Origin of the sequence: Lipingzhangella halophila (genome assembly GCF_014203805.1) — a bacterium.
GTDB lineage: Bacteria > Actinomycetota > Actinomycetes > Streptosporangiales > Streptosporangiaceae > Lipingzhangella > Lipingzhangella halophila.
On the sequence record NZ_JACHJT010000001.1, the window covers coordinates 5,128,690 to 5,147,232 of the forward strand.

General features: G+C 69.5%; 19 protein-coding genes and 1 pseudogene. 7 read left to right on the forward strand and 13 right to left on the reverse strand.

Annotated features, from left to right (window positions below; translation table 11 throughout):
* The first annotated feature begins 45 nt into the window (after nucleotides 1-45).
* The 3 genes from F4561_RS23295 to F4561_RS23305 all read left to right on the forward strand — a co-directional run bounded on the left by F4561_RS23295 (nucleotide 46) and on the right by F4561_RS23305 (nucleotide 3,462).
* A complete protein-coding gene (locus F4561_RS23295) occupies nucleotides 46-1,368 on the forward strand; it encodes a nucleotide sugar dehydrogenase (protein WP_184581587.1) in 1,323 nt (440 codons plus the stop codon).
* Between the two features lie 197 nt (nucleotides 1,369-1,565).
* Nucleotides 1,566-2,765 (forward strand): glycosyltransferase family 4 protein, encoded by a 1,200-nt coding sequence (locus tag F4561_RS23300; RefSeq protein ID WP_184581590.1) that lies wholly within the window; start codon nucleotides 1,566-1,568, stop codon nucleotides 2,763-2,765.
* Nucleotides 2,766-2,853: 88 nt separating this feature from the next.
* A complete protein-coding gene (locus tag F4561_RS23305) occupies nucleotides 2,854-3,462 on the forward strand; it encodes a malonic semialdehyde reductase (RefSeq protein WP_184581592.1) in 609 nt (202 codons plus the stop codon).
* A gap of 63 nt (nucleotides 3,463-3,525) precedes the next feature.
* On the opposite strand, the pseudogene F4561_RS32805 reads toward F4561_RS23305, so the two are convergent.
* From F4561_RS32805 to F4561_RS23355, 11 genes and pseudogenes are all read right to left on the reverse strand, one after another.
* Nucleotides 3,526-3,669 (reverse strand): annotated as a pseudogene (locus tag F4561_RS32805) (glycosyltransferase family 2 protein); the annotation flags it as partial.
* Entirely contained in the window at nucleotides 3,659-3,982 is a 324-nt protein-coding gene (locus F4561_RS23310; protein WP_184581594.1) for a helix-turn-helix domain-containing protein, read from the reverse strand. The pseudogene F4561_RS32805 and the gene F4561_RS23310, both read right to left, overlap by 11 nt.
* On the reverse strand, nucleotides 3,979-4,359 hold the full coding sequence (locus F4561_RS23315; RefSeq protein WP_312885486.1) for a type II toxin-antitoxin system RelE/ParE family toxin: 381 nt from the start codon (nucleotides 4,357-4,359) through the stop codon (nucleotides 3,979-3,981). The genes F4561_RS23310 and F4561_RS23315 overlap by 4 nt, the downstream gene beginning before the upstream one ends.
* 73 nt (nucleotides 4,360-4,432) lie before the next feature.
* Nucleotides 4,433-5,290 carry a glycosyltransferase family 2 protein gene (locus tag F4561_RS23320; RefSeq protein ID WP_184581598.1) on the reverse strand — a complete coding sequence of 286 codons (858 nt, stop codon included), beginning with the start codon at nucleotides 5,288-5,290 and terminating at the stop codon, nucleotides 4,433-4,435.
* A 305-nt stretch (nucleotides 5,291-5,595) separates the two neighbouring features.
* Complete coding sequence (locus tag F4561_RS23325; RefSeq protein ID WP_184581600.1) at nucleotides 5,596-6,366, reverse strand: CDP-alcohol phosphatidyltransferase family protein; 771 nt, start codon at nucleotides 6,364-6,366, stop codon at nucleotides 5,596-5,598.
* On the reverse strand, nucleotides 6,344-7,393 hold the full coding sequence (locus tag F4561_RS23330) for an iron-containing alcohol dehydrogenase family protein (RefSeq protein ID WP_184584078.1): 1,050 nt from the start codon (nucleotides 7,391-7,393) through the stop codon (nucleotides 6,344-6,346). Before F4561_RS23330 ends, F4561_RS23325 begins: the two co-directional genes overlap by 23 nt.
* Nucleotides 7,394-7,398: 5 nt before the next feature.
* Nucleotides 7,399-8,130: a phosphocholine cytidylyltransferase family protein gene (locus F4561_RS23335; protein ID WP_184581602.1), complete on the reverse strand. Its 732-nt coding sequence runs from the start codon at nucleotides 8,128-8,130 to the stop codon at nucleotides 7,399-7,401.
* 16 nt (nucleotides 8,131-8,146) lie between these two features.
* Nucleotides 8,147-8,794 (reverse strand): DUF5941 domain-containing protein, encoded by a 648-nt coding sequence (locus F4561_RS23340; protein WP_184581604.1) that lies wholly within the window; start codon nucleotides 8,792-8,794, stop codon nucleotides 8,147-8,149.
* Between the two features lie 4 nt (nucleotides 8,795-8,798).
* Nucleotides 8,799-9,731: a hypothetical protein gene (locus tag F4561_RS23345; RefSeq protein ID WP_312885487.1), complete on the reverse strand. Its 933-nt coding sequence runs from the start codon at nucleotides 9,729-9,731 to the stop codon at nucleotides 8,799-8,801.
* Nucleotides 9,732-9,900: 169 nt separating this feature from the next.
* Nucleotides 9,901-10,749, reverse strand: coding sequence for an ABC transporter ATP-binding protein (locus tag F4561_RS23350; RefSeq protein WP_184581606.1), 849 nt, complete (start codon nucleotides 10,747-10,749; stop codon nucleotides 9,901-9,903).
* On the reverse strand, nucleotides 10,749-11,576 hold the full coding sequence (locus F4561_RS23355; protein ID WP_312885488.1) for an ABC transporter permease: 828 nt from the start codon (nucleotides 11,574-11,576) through the stop codon (nucleotides 10,749-10,751). Before F4561_RS23355 ends, F4561_RS23350 begins: the two co-directional genes overlap by 1 nt.
* 438 nt (nucleotides 11,577-12,014) lie before the next feature.
* On the opposite strand from F4561_RS23355, the gene F4561_RS23360 reads away from it, so the two are divergent.
* Both F4561_RS23360 and F4561_RS23365 read left to right on the forward strand, forming a co-directional pair.
* Nucleotides 12,015-12,785, forward strand: coding sequence for an IspD/TarI family cytidylyltransferase (locus F4561_RS23360; RefSeq protein WP_184581610.1), 771 nt, complete (start codon nucleotides 12,015-12,017; stop codon nucleotides 12,783-12,785).
* Nucleotides 12,782-13,537: a glycerophosphodiester phosphodiesterase gene (locus F4561_RS23365; RefSeq protein WP_184581612.1), complete on the forward strand. Its 756-nt coding sequence runs from the start codon at nucleotides 12,782-12,784 to the stop codon at nucleotides 13,535-13,537. The genes F4561_RS23360 and F4561_RS23365 overlap by 4 nt, the downstream gene beginning before the upstream one ends.
* 21 nt (nucleotides 13,538-13,558) lie before the next feature.
* Here the strand turns inward: F4561_RS23365 and F4561_RS23370 are convergent, their stop codons facing one another.
* Nucleotides 13,559-14,245: an ArsR/SmtB family transcription factor gene (locus tag F4561_RS23370; RefSeq protein WP_312885489.1), complete on the reverse strand. Its 687-nt coding sequence runs from the start codon at nucleotides 14,243-14,245 to the stop codon at nucleotides 13,559-13,561.
* A gap of 65 nt (nucleotides 14,246-14,310) precedes the next feature.
* Here F4561_RS23370 and F4561_RS32810 point away from each other — a divergent pair, with 65 nt between their 5' ends.
* Entirely contained in the window at nucleotides 14,311-15,615 is a 1,305-nt protein-coding gene (locus tag F4561_RS32810) for an isocitrate lyase/PEP mutase family protein (RefSeq protein ID WP_184581614.1), read from the forward strand.
* Between the two features lie 30 nt (nucleotides 15,616-15,645).
* Here F4561_RS32810 and F4561_RS23380 read toward each other — a convergent pair whose 3' ends face one another.
* Nucleotides 15,646-16,671, reverse strand: coding sequence for a glycosyltransferase family 2 protein (locus F4561_RS23380; RefSeq protein WP_512698660.1), 1,026 nt, complete (start codon nucleotides 16,669-16,671; stop codon nucleotides 15,646-15,648).
* 240 nt (nucleotides 16,672-16,911) lie between these two features.
* Between F4561_RS23380 and F4561_RS23385 the strand changes: the two genes are divergently transcribed.
* Nucleotides 16,912-18,435: an LCP family protein gene (locus F4561_RS23385; protein ID WP_184581618.1), complete on the forward strand. Its 1,524-nt coding sequence runs from the start codon at nucleotides 16,912-16,914 to the stop codon at nucleotides 18,433-18,435.
* Nucleotides 18,436-18,543: the final 108 nt, after the last annotated feature.

The following is an 18,543-nucleotide window of genomic DNA, read 5'->3' on the forward strand; positions in this document are numbered from 1 at the left end:
GAACGCCTCGTTTCCGCGTTACGTCGAAACCCGAGGGGGTCCTCTGTGGACGTCGCTACCTCTTCCGCTGATCTGGTCGTCATCGGCCTTGGTTACGTCGGCCTTCCGTTGGCGCACGAAGCCAGTCGCGCCGGGCTGAAGGTGACGGGCCTGGACGTCACCCCCGCTGTAGTCGACGGGCTGAACTCCGGGACGTCGCACATCGACGACCTGACTGGCGCCGACATCGCCCAGATGCACGACTCCGGGTTCCGGGCGACAACGGACCCGAGCGTGGTTGGCGAGACCGAATCGATCGTCATCTGCGTCCCCACACCGCTGTCAGCGGAAGGGGGACCCGACCTCAGCGCCGTGGCCGCCGCGGCCGAGTCGGTGGCCGAGCACCTGCGGCCGGGAACGCTCGTCATCCTGGAGTCCACCACCTACCCGGGCACGACCGACGAGTTCGTCCGGCCGCTCCTGGAGAAGTCCGGGCTCACCGCCGGCACCGACTTCCACCTGGCCTTCTCCCCCGAGCGGATCGACCCCGGAAACGCCGCCTTCGGCGTGGCCAACACCCCGAAGGTGGTCGGCGGGCTGACCGAACGGTGCGGTGCGCTCGCCGCGACGTTCTACGGCAAGTTCGTGCACAACGTGGTGCAGGCACGCGGAACCCGCGAGGCCGAGATGGCCAAGCTTCTGGAGAACACCTACCGCCACGTCAACATCGCCCTGGTGAACGAGATGGCGATCTTCTGCCAGGAACTCGGGGTGGACCTCTGGGACGCGATCGCCTGCGCCGCCACCAAGCCGTTCGGGTTCCAGGCGTTCTACCCGGGACCGGGGGTGGGCGGTCACTGCATCCCGATCGATCCGAACTACCTGTCGTACAAGGTCAAGACGCTGGGGTACCCGTTCCGGTTCGTGGAGCTGGCCCAGGAGATCAACGCGCGGATGCCCACCTACGTCATGCAGCGCGCCCAGGAGCTGCTCAACGAGTCCGGCCTGGCGCTGTCGCGGTCCAATGTGCTGCTGCTCGGGGTCACCTACAAGGCGGGCATCGCCGACCAACGTGAGTCGCCCGCCCGCCCGGTGGCGCGCAAGCTCGCGGGCAAGGGCGCCAAGCTCACCTACCACGACCCCTACGTCGCGGACTGGGAGGTGAACGGGCAGAACGTGCCCCGCGCCACGGACCTGGAGCAGGCCCTCGCCTCGGCCGACCTGACAGTGCTGCTCACCGACCACCCCGCCTACGAGGCCAAGCTGCTCAGCGAGCACGCCAAGCTGCTACTGGACACGCGCGGAGTGCTGCGCCGCCTCGAAGGCGGAGAGACCGACGCCCGCCGCACCACGTCACCCATCCAGCGCGACGGCATCCAGGTTCTCTGAGGTCAGCTAGCACGCTCATCGCGTACCGGGGGGACGACACGCGGGTCCCCCCGCAGATTCATCCGGGCCACAACTGTCGGTAACCCGGGTTTTCACCCACTGTTTCCCTTGCTCTCTAGCGTGACTGCGGGGCCAATCGCGGGCCTTTGGGCGAAATAGCCCGAGAACGCGGCGCGGAGAGTTCAGGTGAGCCAGAAATGCACGCACTCGTAGCCACGGTGGTCCATCACCCCGAGGATGCACGCATCCTGCACCGGCAGATCCGGGCCCTGCTCGATGCCGGGCACTCTGTCACCTACGTGGCACCGTTTCGCTCCTGCAACGTCACCCCGTGGTCGGAGCTGACCGCCGTGGACGTTCCGCGCGCGGTGGGCGCGAGCCGGCTGGGGGCGCTGCGCGCGGCGCGCGCGGCACTGGCCGAGCACGCCCGGCAGGCCGACGCCCTGGTCTTCCACGACCCGGAACTGCTCCTCGCGCTGCCGCGGAACCGTCCCGTGACCGTATGGGACGTGCACGAGGACGCGGCCGCGTCGCTGCTCACCAAACCCTGGCTGCCCAAGCCGCTCCGGCGGCCTTTGGGGCCGGTGGTGCGCAGTTTCGAGCGCGGCGCCGAACGGCGGATGCGCCTGCTCCTGGCCGAGGAGGGCTACCGCGACCGTTTCCGGCAGTCCCACCCGGTCGTGCCGAACACCACCTACGTTCCCGAACGGCCACCGCGCCCACCGGGGACCGACCGCATCGTGTACCTGGGCCAGTTGTCGATGGCGCGGGGCGCCGCCGAGGTGGTCGAGCTCGGGCGCCTGCTGCGGCCGCACGGGGTCCGGGTCGAGGTGATCGGGGCCGCTGATGGCGAGACCCGGCAGATGCTGCGCCAGGCGCAGCAGGAGGAGGCGGTGCACTGGTACGGGTTCGTGCCCAACGACCAGGCGCTACGGATGATCAGCGGCGCGATGGCCGGGATCTGCCTGCTCCAGGACACCCCGAACTACCGGCACTCACTGCCCACGAAGGTGGTCGAGTACATGGCGCACGGCCTGCCGGTGATCAGCACCCCCAACCCTGCGGCCGAGGCCCTGGTGACCGGCCGGCCCGACGGGCACTGCGGGACGGTCGTCCCGTTCGGCGACTCCGCCGCCGCGGCCGAGGCGGCGCTGCAGCTTCGCTCCGACCCCGCCTTGCGCTCGCAGTTCGCGCGCACCGGGCACGCGATCGCGCGCGAGGAGTACCACTGGCCCGTTCAGGCCAAGGCGTTCGTGCGGCGGCTTGAGGAGTGGGTCCTGGGGATCCCCGGTGCCGAACAGGAGCCGGCGGCGCCCCGCCCAACCCTGGTTCCCCGCCAGGACCACACCCACCTCGGAAGACGCCACGACAGCGGACTCAGCAGCGGCATGGCGTGAACAGGGCCACAGGCCGGTCATCCATATTTCGTTTCCTAGGAAAGTAAACTTGCGGCGGAAACGAACCGACCGAGCGACTGTGGAGATCATGCCCACCAGCACAGAGCCCTTCGAGCTCCGCAAAGACGCCCAGGACCTGCTGTTCCGCGAGGCCCGCACCGCCAACACCTTCAGCGACGAGCCCGTGACCAGCGACCAGATCCGGGCCATCCACGATCTGGTCAAGTACGGCCCGACGTCGATGAACATGCAGCCGCTCCGCATCACCCTGCTGCGCTCGGCGGAGTCCCGGGCACGCCTCGTTCCGCTCATGTCGGAGGGCAACCAGGGCAAGACCGCCAGCGCGCCCTTGGTGGCCGTGCTGAGCGCGGACGTCGACTTCCACGAGACCTTGGGGCGCGTCTTCCCGGTCAAGCCCAACGCCCGGGAGATATTCGCCGCGGACGAAGCCAAACGCGAGCGTGACGCGCGGCTGAACGCCAGCATGCAGGTCGCCTACTTCATCATCGGCATCCGCGCGGTCGGACTCGCGGCCGGCCCTATGTCAGGCTTCGACGCCGATGCCGTCGACCGGGAGTTCTTCACCGGAACCGCGCAACAAAGCCTGGTGGTCGTGAACATCGGCCATCCCGGCCCCAACCCGTGGGGGGAACGGCTACCCCGCCACGAGTTCGACGACATCGTCACCGAACTCTAGGAACGCGCCCCTGTCTCGCACCCGGTGGGCGGCCCGCCGCCCACCGGCGGGCGGGACGGGAGCTCAGATGATCGGCGGGCGGCCGGTGCGGGTCATGCGCCAGACGGTGGACCACCGCATGGGACGACGCGGCCCCGCGTCACTGCGCCAGCCCTCGCGGAACCCGCGGAACCAGGCGCCCAGCGCCGCCTGACGGTCACGCCGCCTCGGTCGCCGTGACCGTCAACGTGTGGTCGGCGAAACTCGCGACGATATCGAGCCGCCCGCCAAGCGCTTCGACATAGCGGGTGAGAGCCTCGATTGTGGACACCTCACCCCGCTCGATCTGCGACACCCGACCCGGTGTGACCCCCATGGCCTCAGCGAGGTCGGCCTGGGTGAGGCCGCGCGTCCTGCGCTCCTCCGCGAGCCGGTAGCCGCTCTGGCGCGCCATCAACGTCTTTCGGCGCCGCTCGGCTTCGGCCTCGCCACCGACCCGCTGGACATAGGCGTCGCGATCCCACTGGGTATAGCTACTCATCGCCCAGTCTCCTCCTCGGCTCGCTCTTTCAGGTAGATCTCATAGAGATGCTCAGCCCGCGGTATGGCTTCCGCATACCACTGACGCCACTTGCCGGCCTTGTCTCCGGCGACAAGCAAGATCGCCGAGCGCCAAGGGTCGAATACGAACAGGATGCGGATCTCACTACTTCCGGACAAGCCCGGTCGCAGTTCCTTCATATTCTTGATCTTCGAGTGGGCGACCGAGTCAACAAGAGGCCGGCCCAATGTGGGACCGGAGCGACTCAGAGCGTAGATCGCGTCATCCACGAGATCCGCGCTTGCCGGGTCAGATCGCTGAAGTCCACCAAGCCAAGCGGAGACGTCGTTGGTCAGGAAGATATCCCAGTCGTTCACCGCCGGAATATAGCAAATCCTATAGCTCGGCATCAGGGAAACACAAGGATGCCGAACCGGGGTCCGGCACGGCTCAGATGATCGGCGGGCGGCCGGTGCGGGTCATGCGCCAGACGGTGGACCACCGCATGGGACGACGCGGCCCCGCGTCACTGCGCCAGCCCTCGCGGAACCCGCGGAACCAGGCGCCCAGCGCCGGGCCGGACCGTTCGCGCAGCAGGGTGATAGCGCCCCAGTTCGCCAGGTACACCACGGCCAGCGGCCACGGCAGGTTCCGGCGCGCCAACCACACCCGGTTGCGTGCGTTGAGCCGGTAGAAGTCGTCGTGCCGGGTCGGTAGCACCGCGGGGTGGTGCATCACGGCCTCGGCGTCGTAGATGATCTCGTATCCGGCGTCGAGGATGCGCCAGGCGAGGTCGGTCTCCTCGTGTGCGTAGAAGAACTCCCCGGGCAGGCCGCCGCTCTTGTCGAACGCCTCGCGGCGGATCGCGCACGCCCCGCCGAGGAAGGTCGTCACGCGGCTGGTGCGCTGCGGGTCGCCGGAGCGCAGCCGCGGCACGTGGCGGCGCTGGTCGGGCCCGCCGTCGGGATCAGCGATCCGGAAGGAGATCGCGCCGAGCGCGGGGTTGCCGAGGAACCGGTCGTGGACATGCCGGGCCAGGTCCCGGGAGCGGTACCAGCCGTCGTCGTCCAGAAAGAGGACGATGTCACCGCCGCAGGCGCTGACACCGTGGTTGCGCCCCTCGGGGATACCGAGGTTCTCGTCCAGTTGGATGGTGGTCACACCGCCGGGCATCTCGGGCAGTTCGGCACCGTTGCCCACCACGATGACCTCGACGTCGACGCTCTCCTGCTCGAAGACGCTCCGGATGGCGCGCCGGAGCTCGGCCGGCCGCGTTCCCATAGTCAGGAGCACACAGGAGATCTTCATCCGCTGTGAACCTCCACGCGTGCTCCGGTTTTCACTCTGTTCAACTGTACGGGAACCGGCGGCACCGGCGGACCCCGTACCCGATGAATGCGCGTCCGCGGAATCGTGCGGCGCAGCGGGAGCAGCGTCCGGATAGACGGGACTGGTCATACGAACCGATCGTGGACGTGGATGCGGAATGGATAGGACATGAGCGTCGCACAACGAGTCTAACGAAGAGATAAAGGAAGGTTTGGGATTCGTTCCAAGCTTCAAAAAGAGATGCCCGGCGGACCGGCCCCTATCGGGCGAGGCCGCCCCCGCCGTCAGTGGAGCCGGCGCGAGGCGAGCACGCTGACCAGGTGCAAGACGGTCTGCAAGGCCGCGACCGCGACGCATACAGCGACGAGGACCTGGGTGGCGGCGATGTCCCCGCGCACCGCGTCAACCACCGCCGCCACGACCACCAGCAGCGACAGCTCCACGGCCTGGATCACCCGGTGGAAACGCAGCTGAGACGCGAGCTTGCGTGCCAACCCCAGCCGGGAGGAGCGTGGCTGCATGGCGGTCTCGGGGATCTTCTCGGGCAGGCCCGCCTTCGCACGGGCGACGGAGACATTGTCGGTCTCCACCTTGATCAGTGCGGCTCCCAGGGCGGCGGCCATTCCGGCGATCACCCAGCCGCCGGCCTCGAACCCGCCCTGGGCACGGATCCCCAGGCCGATGAGCAGGGCGATCTCCGCCAGATAATGGCCGATGCGGTCGAGGTAGATGCCCGCCACGCTTGTTCGTCCGGTGTAGCGCGCCACCTCTCCGTCGGAGCAGTCGAGCAGCAGGTAGAGCTGCACCAGAACCGCCGCCAGCAGCGCCGTCCACAGACCGCCGAACGCAAGTGTGGCACCGGCCAGCACGCCGCAGGCCATCATCAGGTAGGTGATCGGGTTCGGCGGCACGCCAATGTGGATGAACGCGGTGCTCACATACGGCGAGAGAGCACGCATGTAGAGCCGGCCGGCCCAGTGCTCCTCGTTGACGCGTTCCTTGATGCCTTCGGGCTGCCCCTCCGCTCGGACCTCAGTGACCGACGGTTTGGACATATTCACGCACGCTCCGCCGGATCTCATCGTCGGTCAGGTTCAGGTGCTCCAGCACCGTGTAGCGGCCCGGCCGGGTGGCCGGCGCGTGGGACACCGCGCGCGCGAACTGGTCCTCGTCGAGCCCGATGTCGGTGGGCACGATGGGCAGTTCGTTGCGGAGCAGGCACGCGCGGATGTCGCGTATCCGGTCGTCGTCCGCGCCCTGGTACCGCGTCCGCAGGAAGTAGGCGAAGAGCGCGCCAACCCCGGCGAGCTCACCATGGTTGCTGGTTCCCGGATAGAGCTGGTCGATCGCATGCAGGATCTCGTGGCAGGCGCCGCTCGCCGGGCGGCTGGAACCGGCGACGGACATCGCCATCCCGGACAGCACCAGCGCCTCAGCCAGCGCCGTGAGGAACGTCTGGGAGTCCACCGAGTCCTGCCGGTGCACGATGGCCTCGGCGGCCACCCGGGCGAACGTGACCGCCATACCGTCGACCGGCTCGCCCTGCTCGCGCCCGGCGAGCTCCCAATCCGCGATGGCGGACAGGTTGCTCACGGCATCACCGATCCCCGACCGGACCAGGCGCTGGGGCGCGGCCCGGACGTAGTCGACGTCGACAACGACGGCGGTCGGCATGGTGACGCCGTACGAGCCCTTGCCGCTCTCGTGCTCGAGGGAGCTGACGGGCGAGGCGATGCCGTCGTGGGAGAGGTTGGTGGCCACGGCCACCATGGGGATCCCCGCCATGGACGCGGCGAACTTGGTGACGTCTATGGTCTTTCCACCGCCGATACCGGCTACGGCCTCGTAGGCTCCGGAACGGAGCTTCTTGCCGAGCTCGGTGGCGACGTCGACGCTTCCGCCGTCGACCTGGAAGACCTCACAGTTGGGGAGGTCGAGATCGGCCGCGATCTGGGGGCCCTGGCCGGGACCGACCGCCACCGCGATACGGCCCTCGTTCGCGATACGGCGGTCGGCGAGCAACGAGCCGAGAGAGGCAATGGCACCGCGCCGAACGTCGATCGCGAGGGGGGAGTTGACCATTCGGGCTAGTAGCGGCATGCGATCTCCCTCGCGCGGCTCAGGTCATCGTGGTCGTCGACCTCAACCCAGTCGACCTTTCCGATCGGCGCGACGGCGACCTTGCCACCCCGGTTCACCAGTTCCTGGAACCCGTCCTCGTAGTAGAGCTGGGGATCGCGCTCCCACGTGGTCCGCAACGCGTCGGCGAGCCGGTCGCCCGCGTGCCCCTCGATGAGGGTCGCACCGATGTACTCACCAGCGGCGACTGCCGGGTCCATGCGTTTGGTGATGGTGCTCAGGTGCCCGGACTCGTCCAGGGTCACCTTCATCTCCTCGTCAGCGAGTGTTTTGGCGTTGTCCACCGCGAGGAGCAGCTCCGGCCCCCGCGCGGCGAGTAACGTCTCTTCCACACTCACCGGGTGCACGGTGTCGCCGTTGACGAGGAGGACGCCTTCGGAGAAGTACTCGCGAGCCGTCCATAGGGAGTAGGCGTTGTTCCACTCCTCGGCCTTGTCGTTGTACGCCAGGGTCAGCGTGACGCCGTAGCGGCGCTCCAGGGCCTCCTTGCGCTCCGCCACCGCTTCGGCGCGGTAGCCGACGACGACCACGATCTCGGTCAGCCCGGCCGCCGCGAGATTGCGCAGCGAGATGTCCATGATGGTCGTGTCACCATCGACCGGCACCAGTGCCTTTGGCAGGGTGTCGGTGTATGGGCGCAGCCGGCGGCCCGCTCCCGCGGCAAGAACCATACCGAGCATGTAGGCGCCTTCCTCCTTATGTTGTGGAGGCGTCCACGCCTCCTCGTTCGTTTCGCGGATCGAGTGCCACCGTCGTCACCGGGGTCGTGAGCCAGCTCGTCCAGGACTCCCAGACCAGCAGCACCGCGAGGTAGCCCGCGAGCACGCCGTAGGCGAAGGGTAGCCAGCCCAGGACACCGCCGAGAGCGACGAACAGCATCCGCCCGTCCCACCCGAGCCTCGCCCGTACGGTCCGGGCGGGTGGGCGCGCACCGCAGCGTGTCCTGCATATGGCGTCGCGGTGATGCACTGCGACCACGGCCACCAGTGCGAACACCAGCGGACCCGGCACACCCGATCCGTGACCGAGCGCGAGTAGGAAAAGGTACTCCGTCCCGCGCAGGATCGGGGGAACAATCCAATCAAAACGTCCATCATGTGGATGTCCTGAGGCCACCCCGGACAGCAGCAGCACGGCCGCCGGTGCGAACAGCGTAATACCTGAATGCTGGCCGAGACCGGCCACAAGCAGGGTCGTCACAACGAGCGCGCCGCTCAACACCGGAAGCAGCGGAGGAACCGCGCCGGCCACAAGCCGTCCCAACCCCTCGCCAAAGTACCCGTCGTCGCGCAGAAAACGCACGTCAACCGGGGTTCCCTGGACGGAGTGCGAGTCGGTGACCATGGAGCTACCTCGCTGTCTCCCACGCGGGACGGCCCGCGAGCTCGCCGCAAATCGCGATGACACTGCCGACGATCAGTGCGACAAACGTCACCCGAGCGTCCCAAATCGTTATCGTCAGGGTGATCACGGCGAACCGCACCGCCTGCGACCACCGCGCGGGGAAGTGCGGCAGTCCGAGCCGCGCGGGCCGCCGGGTGGCGGGGTACGCGCCCCCCTTGCGGTCGGGTTCGGCGGCTCCCATCCGGCGCAGGGCGCGGCGCCGCCCTTCCTGCCACTTCGCCGCGTCCACCCTGCTGCCCGGAGTGGTGCGGATCCGGATGGGCTCGCCGGGCCCCGCACCGCTGGCCGGTTCCCGCGGCGCGTCGCCGAGCAGCTCCGCGGTCAGGGTCGGGTCGCCAGCCGCGCGCCCGCCCTCGGGGCGGCTTGGGTCCATGGCGGCTATGGGCGAGTCGCGGGCACGCTGGGCCTCAAGCGCCGCACGGGCCCCCGTGTCGCGCGCGGGGGTGTGGGCCGCCCGCGCCACCGCGACCGACTCGTGCAGGGCGAGCGCGGCGAGCGCCCCCGAGGCCCATACCCACACGTCCGCAACCCCGGTGAGCGCCCCGCCCACGGCCAGTCCCGCGTAGACCAGGTACTCACGCAGCCGCGCCAGCAGCAGCGCCAGCCAGGCACCGAGCGCATCGGTGCGCTCCCCCTCCAGCTCAGCACCCACGGAGTCGGTGAACAGCACGGCGGCCAACAGCAGCGACCCCACCACGGCGCCGCGCGGCCCGCCCTCGGTGAACCACACCGCGGCCAGGACCGCGAGTGCCAGGCCGATCCGGGCAACGCCGGCCCCGCTCAGCGACGCCCACTCGGCCCAGCGCGCCACACGCCTGCTCGCCGGGCGGATCACGGCGCCCGCCCAGCGAACGGCGCGCTCCCGGACATCCGCCACGCTCGTGTACCTCCCCGTACGCCCTCTGTACTGAACGCTCGCCGGCGCACGGCAATTATCGGCGCCCGAAAGGCGAAGGACCGGCCAGACGCGCGGGCGGAAACCACACACGAACGCCGATGGCCCCGTACGGGGCCATCGGCGTTCGCTGGGATGCGGGAGCTACGGGCTACGCGGCCTTCTCGTCGCCGTCGTCGCCGTCGCCGTCGTCGTCGCCGTCGTCGTTCTTGTCGTTCTTCTTTTTCTTCTTCTTCTTGCGCTGCTCGATCTCGGCCGTCATGTCCTCGTTGTAGGCCGAGAGAGCGTTGTCGATGTCGGAGTCGAGCGCCAGGACCCCGTCCCTGATGTAGAGCCCGCGGTTGCAGAACCGTCGAAGGTCGCCCTCGTTGTGTGACACGAGCACCATCGTGCGGTTGTTCTCCAGCATCCGGTCGATGGCCTGGTAGCACTTCTGCTTGAAGCTCTTGTCGCCCACGGCGAGCACCTCGTCGACCAGCATGACGGGGTGGTCGAGCTGCGAGATCAGCGCGAAGCCGAGCCGCACCTTCATCCCGCTGGAGTAATGCCGCACTGGGGTGTCGATGAACTTGTCGTCGATCTCCGCGAACTCCACGATCTGCTCGAACCTGTCGTCGATCTGCTGCTGCGTCATACCGTGCAGCGACCCGACGAGGTTGACGTTCTCGCGTCCGGTGAGCTGGTCGTTGAACCCCGCCCGCAGCTCCAGCAGAGGGGCGACCTTGCCGCGGACCGTGACCGTGCCCTCGTCCGCGATGAGGACCCCGGCGATCAGCTTGAGCAGCGTTGACTTGCCGGTGCCGTTCTTGCCCACGATGCCGACGCACTCACCCTTGGCGACCTCGAACGAGACGTCGCGCAGCGGCCAGAACTCATTCCCTTCGGCGTTGGGGTCGCGCTTGGAACCGTGGATGAACATCTCACGGAGGCTGCGCTTGCGCCTGCGGTTCACCGCGAAGCTGACGCCAAGCCCTTTGGCCTCGATGACCGGTTCCGCCATCAGATCTCCTTCAACACGGCGGTCTCCAGACGCCGGAAGGTGAAGTACCCAGCGAAAAGCATGAGAACCGCCCCCCCGATCGACGTTGACAGAATGAATGCGCTCGGAGCGTCCGCCGGGAACCAGATGGCGTGATGCATCTTGAAGATACCCAGCAATGGGTTGAGCTGATACAGCGTCTTGAACCACTCCGGGAAGGACTCCGAGTCGAGCACCATCGCCGACGGGATGATAATCGCCGACGCGTAGAAGAGCACTCTGTTGAGGATACGCACAATCCGCTCGACGTCGGGAACCAGCACGTTGATCGAGGCCAGTAAGAGGGTGACGCCTAGTGTGAAGGAGAACTGCACCACGATCGCCAACGGCAGCCACAGCAGGACCCCCTCCCAGTGCGTGCGCCCGCCCAGGAAGATCACGAAGGCGATGAGCACGGGCCAGGTGAACAGGTAGTCCGCGAACCTCGTGGCGACCGTCGCGAGCGGGAAGATCTCCCGCGGCACCTGCATGGTCGTGATGAGCTTGGAGTGGGTGAGCAACGCCCGCGGCGACTGGCCCAAAGCCCCGCTGAACCACAGCCACGGGAGCAACCCCGAGATCAGGAACAGCGGGTAGCCACCGGGAGCATCGTCACCACCCGGAACTCCCCGGTTGACCTGGAAGATCAGGCCGAAGACGAAGTAGTAGACCGCTGCCATCGCCAGCGGCTCCAGCATCGACCACGCCCAGCCGAGAAACGACTTCTGATACTTGACCTTCAGGTCGCGCCGGACCAGAAGGTTGACGACCTTCCGGTTCTGCCAGACGGCCAGCGCCCTTGACGCCACCGCCACCTCCTCAGGGATGCGTTCGTCATCTGGTCGACCGCAGGCGCAGGCCACGCGATCCGGGGCGGACACCGGACTCGGCCGGGTCCACATACGATGAACCGTCGGGCGCGGCCCCATCAGCGCCCTGGACCGCCCTCAGGCGTGCGGCGGCCGTGGGTGGTTCAGGAATCGGATGCCCGGGTAACTCGGGCGAGACACGGCCCTGCGGCCGCGCCACCCCGGGAGTCAGTCCCCGATTCTGGCATTCTCGCCGACCGGGGAACCCCAATCAGGCGTCTGTAGGTTACCCCCGCAGTGGGGAACGCTGTTCCACCTACGGCGATCGACGCTGATTGTTCGAATGATGTTAGCGGGGCCGGTATCTGATACCGGCTGCCCAGCATACCGGCCGCATGATCTAGGCTCGCTAGGCGACCGGAGGAGATGAGGTTTGCCATGTCGCGTGCTTCCGCGACCGGTGACCCGTCCGGCGCGCCCCATGTCACCGCCGCGGTCCTGGCGGGCGGTGTCGGGGCCCGCATGGGCGGGCCACGGCCCAAGCAGATGCTGCCGCTGGCCGGACGGGCCGTCATCGAGCACTCCGTCGCCGCGTTCTGCGACGCCCCAGACGTCGACGACGTCATCGTGCTGATGGTCGAGGACTACCTGCCCGAAATCGAGAAGATGGTGGACGACAACGGGCTGGCGAAAGTGTCGGCGGTGCTGCCCGGCGGGGCGACCCGGACCGCGACCTCATGCGCCGCGCTTCGCGCGCTCGACACCCGCGACGGCTCCGACCTCGTCCTGCTGCACGACGCCGCACGCCCCCTCGTGAGCCAACGGGTCATCGCCGACTGCGTCTCGGCCCTCGCCGGAGCGGGCGCCGTGGGGGTGGCGGTCCCGACCTCCGACACCGTGATCGAGGTCGAGGACGACGACTCGGGTGCCGAGACCCTGCGCGCGGTGCCGCCGCGGAGCTCGCTGCGCCGCATGCAGACCCCGCAGGGGTTCCACCTGGACGTCTTGCGGCGCGCCTACGACCGCGCCCTCGCCGACCCCGCGCTGGCGGCCACGGACGACTGCGGTGTGGTGCTGGGCTACCTCCCCGGCGAGACCGTCCGCATTGTCGAGGGCGACGAAGCCAACCTCAAGATCACCAACCCCGGTGACATCGAGATCGCCGAACTGCTGCTGCGCCAGCGGCCACAAGCGAAGGACCGGCCATGACGATCTTCACCGCGCCCGAGGTCATCGGGCACCGCGGGGCGGGACGCGGCAACGTCGACGGCAACGTCGAGAACACCCCGGAGTCGTTCCGGGCCGCCGTCGACTCCGGCGCCAGCTGGATCGAGATCGATGTCCGCCGCACCGCCGACGACCACCTGGTGCTCCGGCACGACGAAATGCTGGAGGACGGCCGGACCATCGCCGACCTGCCAGTGGCCGACCTGCGCGACGACGGCGCCATCACCCTTGAGGAGGCGGTCGGGGCGATCCCGCCGAACATCGGGCTCGACATCGACGTCAAGACCGTGATGGAGGACGCCACCGATCCCGAGGCGCGGCGCACCATGACTCTGCTGCTGCCCGTCCTGCGCCGCGAAGCACGCCACCGGCGGATGTTCGTGTGCTCGTTCGACCCCGCGGCGTTGTTGCGCCTCCACCGCGAAGCCCCGGAGATCCCCACCGCCTGGATGCCGTTCGTCCGCAACCCGTTGGACCAGGCGGTCGCCGGAGCGGCCGGGCTGGGCTGCGCGATCGTGGCGATCGACGCGCGCTCGTTCGGGCTGACCGGCGAGCCCGCCCGCCCGGGCCGCCGCGAGGTCGACTACACGGTCGGTGTCGCACACCGGGCCGGCCTGGAGATCGTCTCCTGGTGCCCCAGCCCCACCGACGCCGCGCGGTTCGCCGACGCCGGAATGGACGCCGTGGTCGTCGACGACGTCCCCGGGGTGATCGAGGCCCTCAAGGAGCGCTAGTGACAGGTACCGCCCCCCCGGTCAGGGAACCTCGCCGCGCCAGGGGCCGAGCAGGTCCGTCAAGCGCTCCTCGCCCTCGGAGGTGAGGACGACAGCGCGGTCGGCGCCGATTCGCCTGATCCACCGGCGGTCGAAGAGTACGGCGCACAAACGGGCTCCCGCCGCTCCGGCGAGGTGCGGGCGCCGTTCGGTCCAGTCCAGGCAGGTGCGCGAGAGGGGCCGTCGGCCTGCGGGGACCGGGCCGTCCAGATGGGTGGCCATCCATTCCAGACCCGCGGGGGTGACCGCCAACGTGGCGTCGAGAACGCCGCGGTCCCGGAGCGCTTCGGTGATGGCTACGCCGAGACGACCAGCGAGATGATCGTAGCAGGTACGTCCGCGTGCCAGGGCTTGGCTCTTCGAGGCCGCCCTGAGGGTTCGCGCCGCCACCGGCCGCGGCTCGACGAGGGATGCCAGATCCTCAAGGCATGCGGCGACCCGCGGGTCCGCGAGTTGGAGATAGCGGCTGCTCCCCTGGCGGTGCTCGCGACACAGCTCGGCCTGGACGAGGACGGTCGCGTGCTCACTCGCGGTCGAGAGTGAGACCCCGCCTTTCCTGGCGAGCTGGGAAACCGACCAGGGCCGGCCGTCGAGGAGGGCGTCGCAGAACGCGGCGCGGGTGCGGTTGGCCAGCACCCCCGCGACATCGGCTATCCCTTCCGCGGACACGGGGGCATTGTCTCCCCCGAACACTTCGGGGTCCACCGAACCGTTCCGTGCCTAGCGTCTTCCTCATGGACACCACGGAGATCCTGCGGAATCCCGAGTACGTCGTCCCCGTCCAGCAACCAGGCGATCGCGGAGTCGCCTGGCTGCGGGGCATGGTGCCGCGGTTCGCCGAGGGCGGGGGCCATCGGCGGCGCCGCACGATCGCCGAGCGGATGCTCGCGGAGATCGATGTCGAGGGGTTGCGCCGCCCGGGCGCGCCGGTCGCCAACCTCGCCGAAGCCGTCGGGCTCCCTCGCGCCGCGGCGCCCGACGTCGCACTCGTCGCCGCGTGCTACCAGCCTCACCTGCCCGTTTCGGCGGACGGCGACGAGGCGGTCGCACGGCTGGTCGCGGCAGCCGGAGGTCACTGGGACGAGGAAACGGCGGTTCGGATCAGTCTGCTGGTGCAGGCCCACGACGCCACCCGAGCCGTGATCGCTGGTCAGGAGCCACCGGTCGCAACAACGCGGCGGGTGGCACCGGACGGCTCCGAAGTGGTCGTCGGCCTGGCCGGCGAGCCGTTCGGCGCTGGGCGCCACGCGTGTCCCGCCAGACCCCACGCTGAGGCGCTGGTCGATGGTGCCCGCGCCTTCCGGCGCATGCACCAGGCCGAGGACCTGCTGATCCTCCCCAACGCCTGGGACGTCGCCTCCGCGTTGGCGCTGGTCGAGGCGGGCTTCCCCGCGATAGGGACGACGAGCCTCGGGGTCGCCGCGGCCCACGGCCTCCCGGATGCCACCAGCAGTACACGCGCCGAGACCCTGGAACTGGCGCGGCGGCTCGTGGCACTGCCCGTTCCCGTCACCGTCGACATCGAGTACGGACTCGGCGCTGATCCCGCGGAGTTGGCCGGCCAACTGTCAGTGCTCGGCGTGGCGGGGGTCAACCTGGAGGACGGCCGCCCCGGAGGTCTCGCGCCCACTACCGAGGGGGCGCGACTGATCAGGTCAGTCAAGCGGGCCGCACCCGAACTGTTCGTCAACGCACGCGTCGACACCTACTGGCGGGACTCCGCCGTTCAGGAGACCCGGCACCGCGCGGAATCCTACGTCGAGGCCGGCGCGGACGGCGTCTTCGTTCCTGGCCTGCGAGAGCCGGAAATAATCCGTGACCTGGTCGACCACCTTCCGGTGCCCATCAATCTGCTCAGCCAGCTTCCGCTGCGCGAGCTCAGGGATCTCGGAGTCCGCCGGGTGAGCACCGGATCGCTGCTGTTCCGCGCCGCGATCCAGGCAACGGTCGACGCGGCCGCAGCGATCCGCACCGGGAACCCGGTCGCCGGCGTCCCGACGTACGACGAGGTCGCGGCGCGCACTCTCCGGCGGAGCTGACGGCGGCGATGGTGGCGGTGACCACCCGCACTACGTGGTGCTCTCCCTGTCGCCGGTCCGGCCGCGCGCGGTGCGGGAGTCGGCTCCCAGGCTCGGCGGGCTGGTCAGAAAACCAATCCCCCACGACATGTGCATGGTGGCCAGCGCCACCGGGATCGCCAGATGGGACTTCCAGGAAAGCCCCCGGCCCAGTGGCACGGACGCGGCGACGACGCCGGCGGCATAGCCGGCCGGAACGATCAGGGCGGGCCAGAAGAAGACCCCCGCGAGGATCCCCGCGAGGATCGCGAGCACCGCCGCGGGCGGCGCGAGATAGCGCAGGTTCAGGGTGCCCTTGTGCTGGCGGGCCACGACGCGCCGCCACCGGCCGTAGTGGAAGTACTGCTTGGCGAGCGCCTTGGCGTTGTGACGCGGTCGGTAGGAGACGCGCATCCGCGGCTGGAACCAGACCACACCGCCGCTCTGCCGGATGCGGTGGTTCATCTCCCAGTCCTGGGCGCGCAGGAACGCCTCGTCGTAGCCGTCGACCCGGTCGAGCGCCGAGCGCCGGAACACCCCCAGGTAGACGGTGTCGGCCGGGCCGCCCTCGCCACCGGTGTGGAAGCGCGCGTTGCCCACGCCCACCTTGGAGGTCATGGCGGCGGCGACGGCCTTCTCCCACCAGGAGCCCCCCTCGGCGGCCATGATGCCGCCCACGTTGTCGGCACCCGTCTCGTCGAGGGTCTCCACGGCCACGCGCAGGTAGTCGGCGGGCATCATGGCGTGCCCGTCGATGCGCGCCACGATGGGGTGCGAGGACGCTCCGATGGCCGCGTTCAGGGCTGACGGGGTGTGGCCGCTCGGGTTGTCGACGACCTTCACGCGCGGGTCGTCGGCGGCCAGTGAGTCGGCGACCTCCCGGGTGCGGTCTCCCGACGGGCCGACGGCGAGTACGGCCTCCAGCTCACCCGGGTACTCCTGGGCGAGCACGTGCCGAACCGCGCCCGCGAGGTGGCGCTCCTCGTTCCGCACGGGCATAACTACCGAGACTGCCGGCCAGGTCATGAGCGTATCCAAGGGTCGACGGCGGGCTGGGAGTGGTGCGTCCAGGGGCGCCGGCGGACAGGCCCGCCGCCGCCATGCGGCTCGCTCGCCAGGTAACGTTACTCCACCTGCTGCCCGGGCCCGACCGCGTCCAACGGCATAGTGTCCCGCGACATGCGCCAACACGCCGAGAGGCGACAACCCGCGCCGCATCGGTGCATCGGGTGACAACCTGGGAACGGCACCGGGGCCGGTCATGTGGGACGGGGGCCGATGAAAGACCACGAGGGAGACGGCGGCGGAAACAGAGCGGGACGGGACGTTCCCGAGTTCTCCCGCCCCCGTTCAAGCCCCACGCCGCCCACCCCTCCGAGGCCGGCGCGGGCCCGAGGGCTCTCCGGAATCCCCGACGCGCGCGTCCGCCGGCAGCGGTCCCTGGTGCTGCTCGCCGCGGCACTGTCGTGCCTCGTGCTACTGGTATCCGGCTCCTCGTGGGCGTTCACCGAATGGGTCTCCGGGAAGATCAACCGCTTCGACGTGTTCAGCGGGCTGTTCGACGGGGACCGTCCCGAGGGCCCCAAGGGGGCGCTGACGTTCCTGGTGATCGGCACCGACCACCGGAGCGACTCTGGTGAGGCGGGCGGCCGCTCGGACACCATGATGCTGGTGCACCTGAACAGGGACCGCGACCACGCCAACATCGTCGGACTCCCCCGCGACTCGTGGGTGGACATCCCGGGTCGGGGCAAGGACAAGATCAACGCGGCCTACTCACACGGCGGCCCGCGGCTCGCCGTGCAGACCGTCGAGTCAACCACGAACGTGCGTATCGACCACTACGTCGAAGTGGACTTCTCGGGCTTCGTCGACGTGGTCGACGCGCTCGGCGGGGTCGAGGTGTGCCTGCCCGAGCCGATCGACGACCCCAAGGCCCACCTCTCCATGGACGCGGGAACGCACGAGGTCGACGGGGAGCGGGCGCTCGCCTTCTCCCGCACGCGCCAGACGTCCGGCGGCGACCTCGACCGCATCGACCGGCAGCAGCAGGTCCTCTCGGCGCTGCTGCAGAAGGCGCTCAGCTCGGAGACGCTCTCGGACCCGAGCAAGCTCACGTCCTTCCTCGACACCGCGCTCGGTGCCGTGACCGTGGACGAGGGCCTGGACACCGCGAGCATCAACGAACTCGCGGGGCAGGTCAGCGACCTCGGAATGGACGACGTGACCTTCGCGCAGGTCCCGGTGACCGAGACCGACTACCAGACCCCCCGCAGCGGCGTCGCCGTCAGGTGGAACGAGGAGGCGGCGCACGACCTGTTCGCCGACATCAACGCGGACCGGCCGATCAGCGCGGACGGCGGGGGCGGCGACCCGGACGAACCCACTGGCGGCGAGGCCGACGAGCGCCCTCGTCCGGACGACATCCAACTGCAGGTCTTCAACGGCACTGGTGCCCCCGGCAAGGGCGAGGAGGTCCGGACCGCGCTCGCCGATGCGGGGTTCGCGACCTCGGGTGCGGCGCGGAACTGGCCCACCCAGGACGTCGCGACGACGCTGGTCCGGCACGCACCGGGGGACGCGAAGGCCGCCGCGCTGGTGTCCAAGAGCATCCCCGGGTCCGAGGTGCGGGAGGACGCCACCCTGGGCACGGACGTGCAGGTGGTGATCGGGTCCGACTACACCTCCGTCACCCCGCCCGAGTCGGCGCCGTCGAGCGGCCCCGACCCCGCGGACGGTGCCGGCGAGGGGCCGCGCGACGAGGTCAGCGCCTCGACCGCGCGGGACAACGTCTGCGGCTGAGCCGGAGGGACCGCGCCGCCGATCCGGCGGAACGCGGAATCCGGACTCGCGTACGCGCGTGCGTTAAGGTGCCCGGAATCGTGGTAGGACCACGACCATACCGACGAT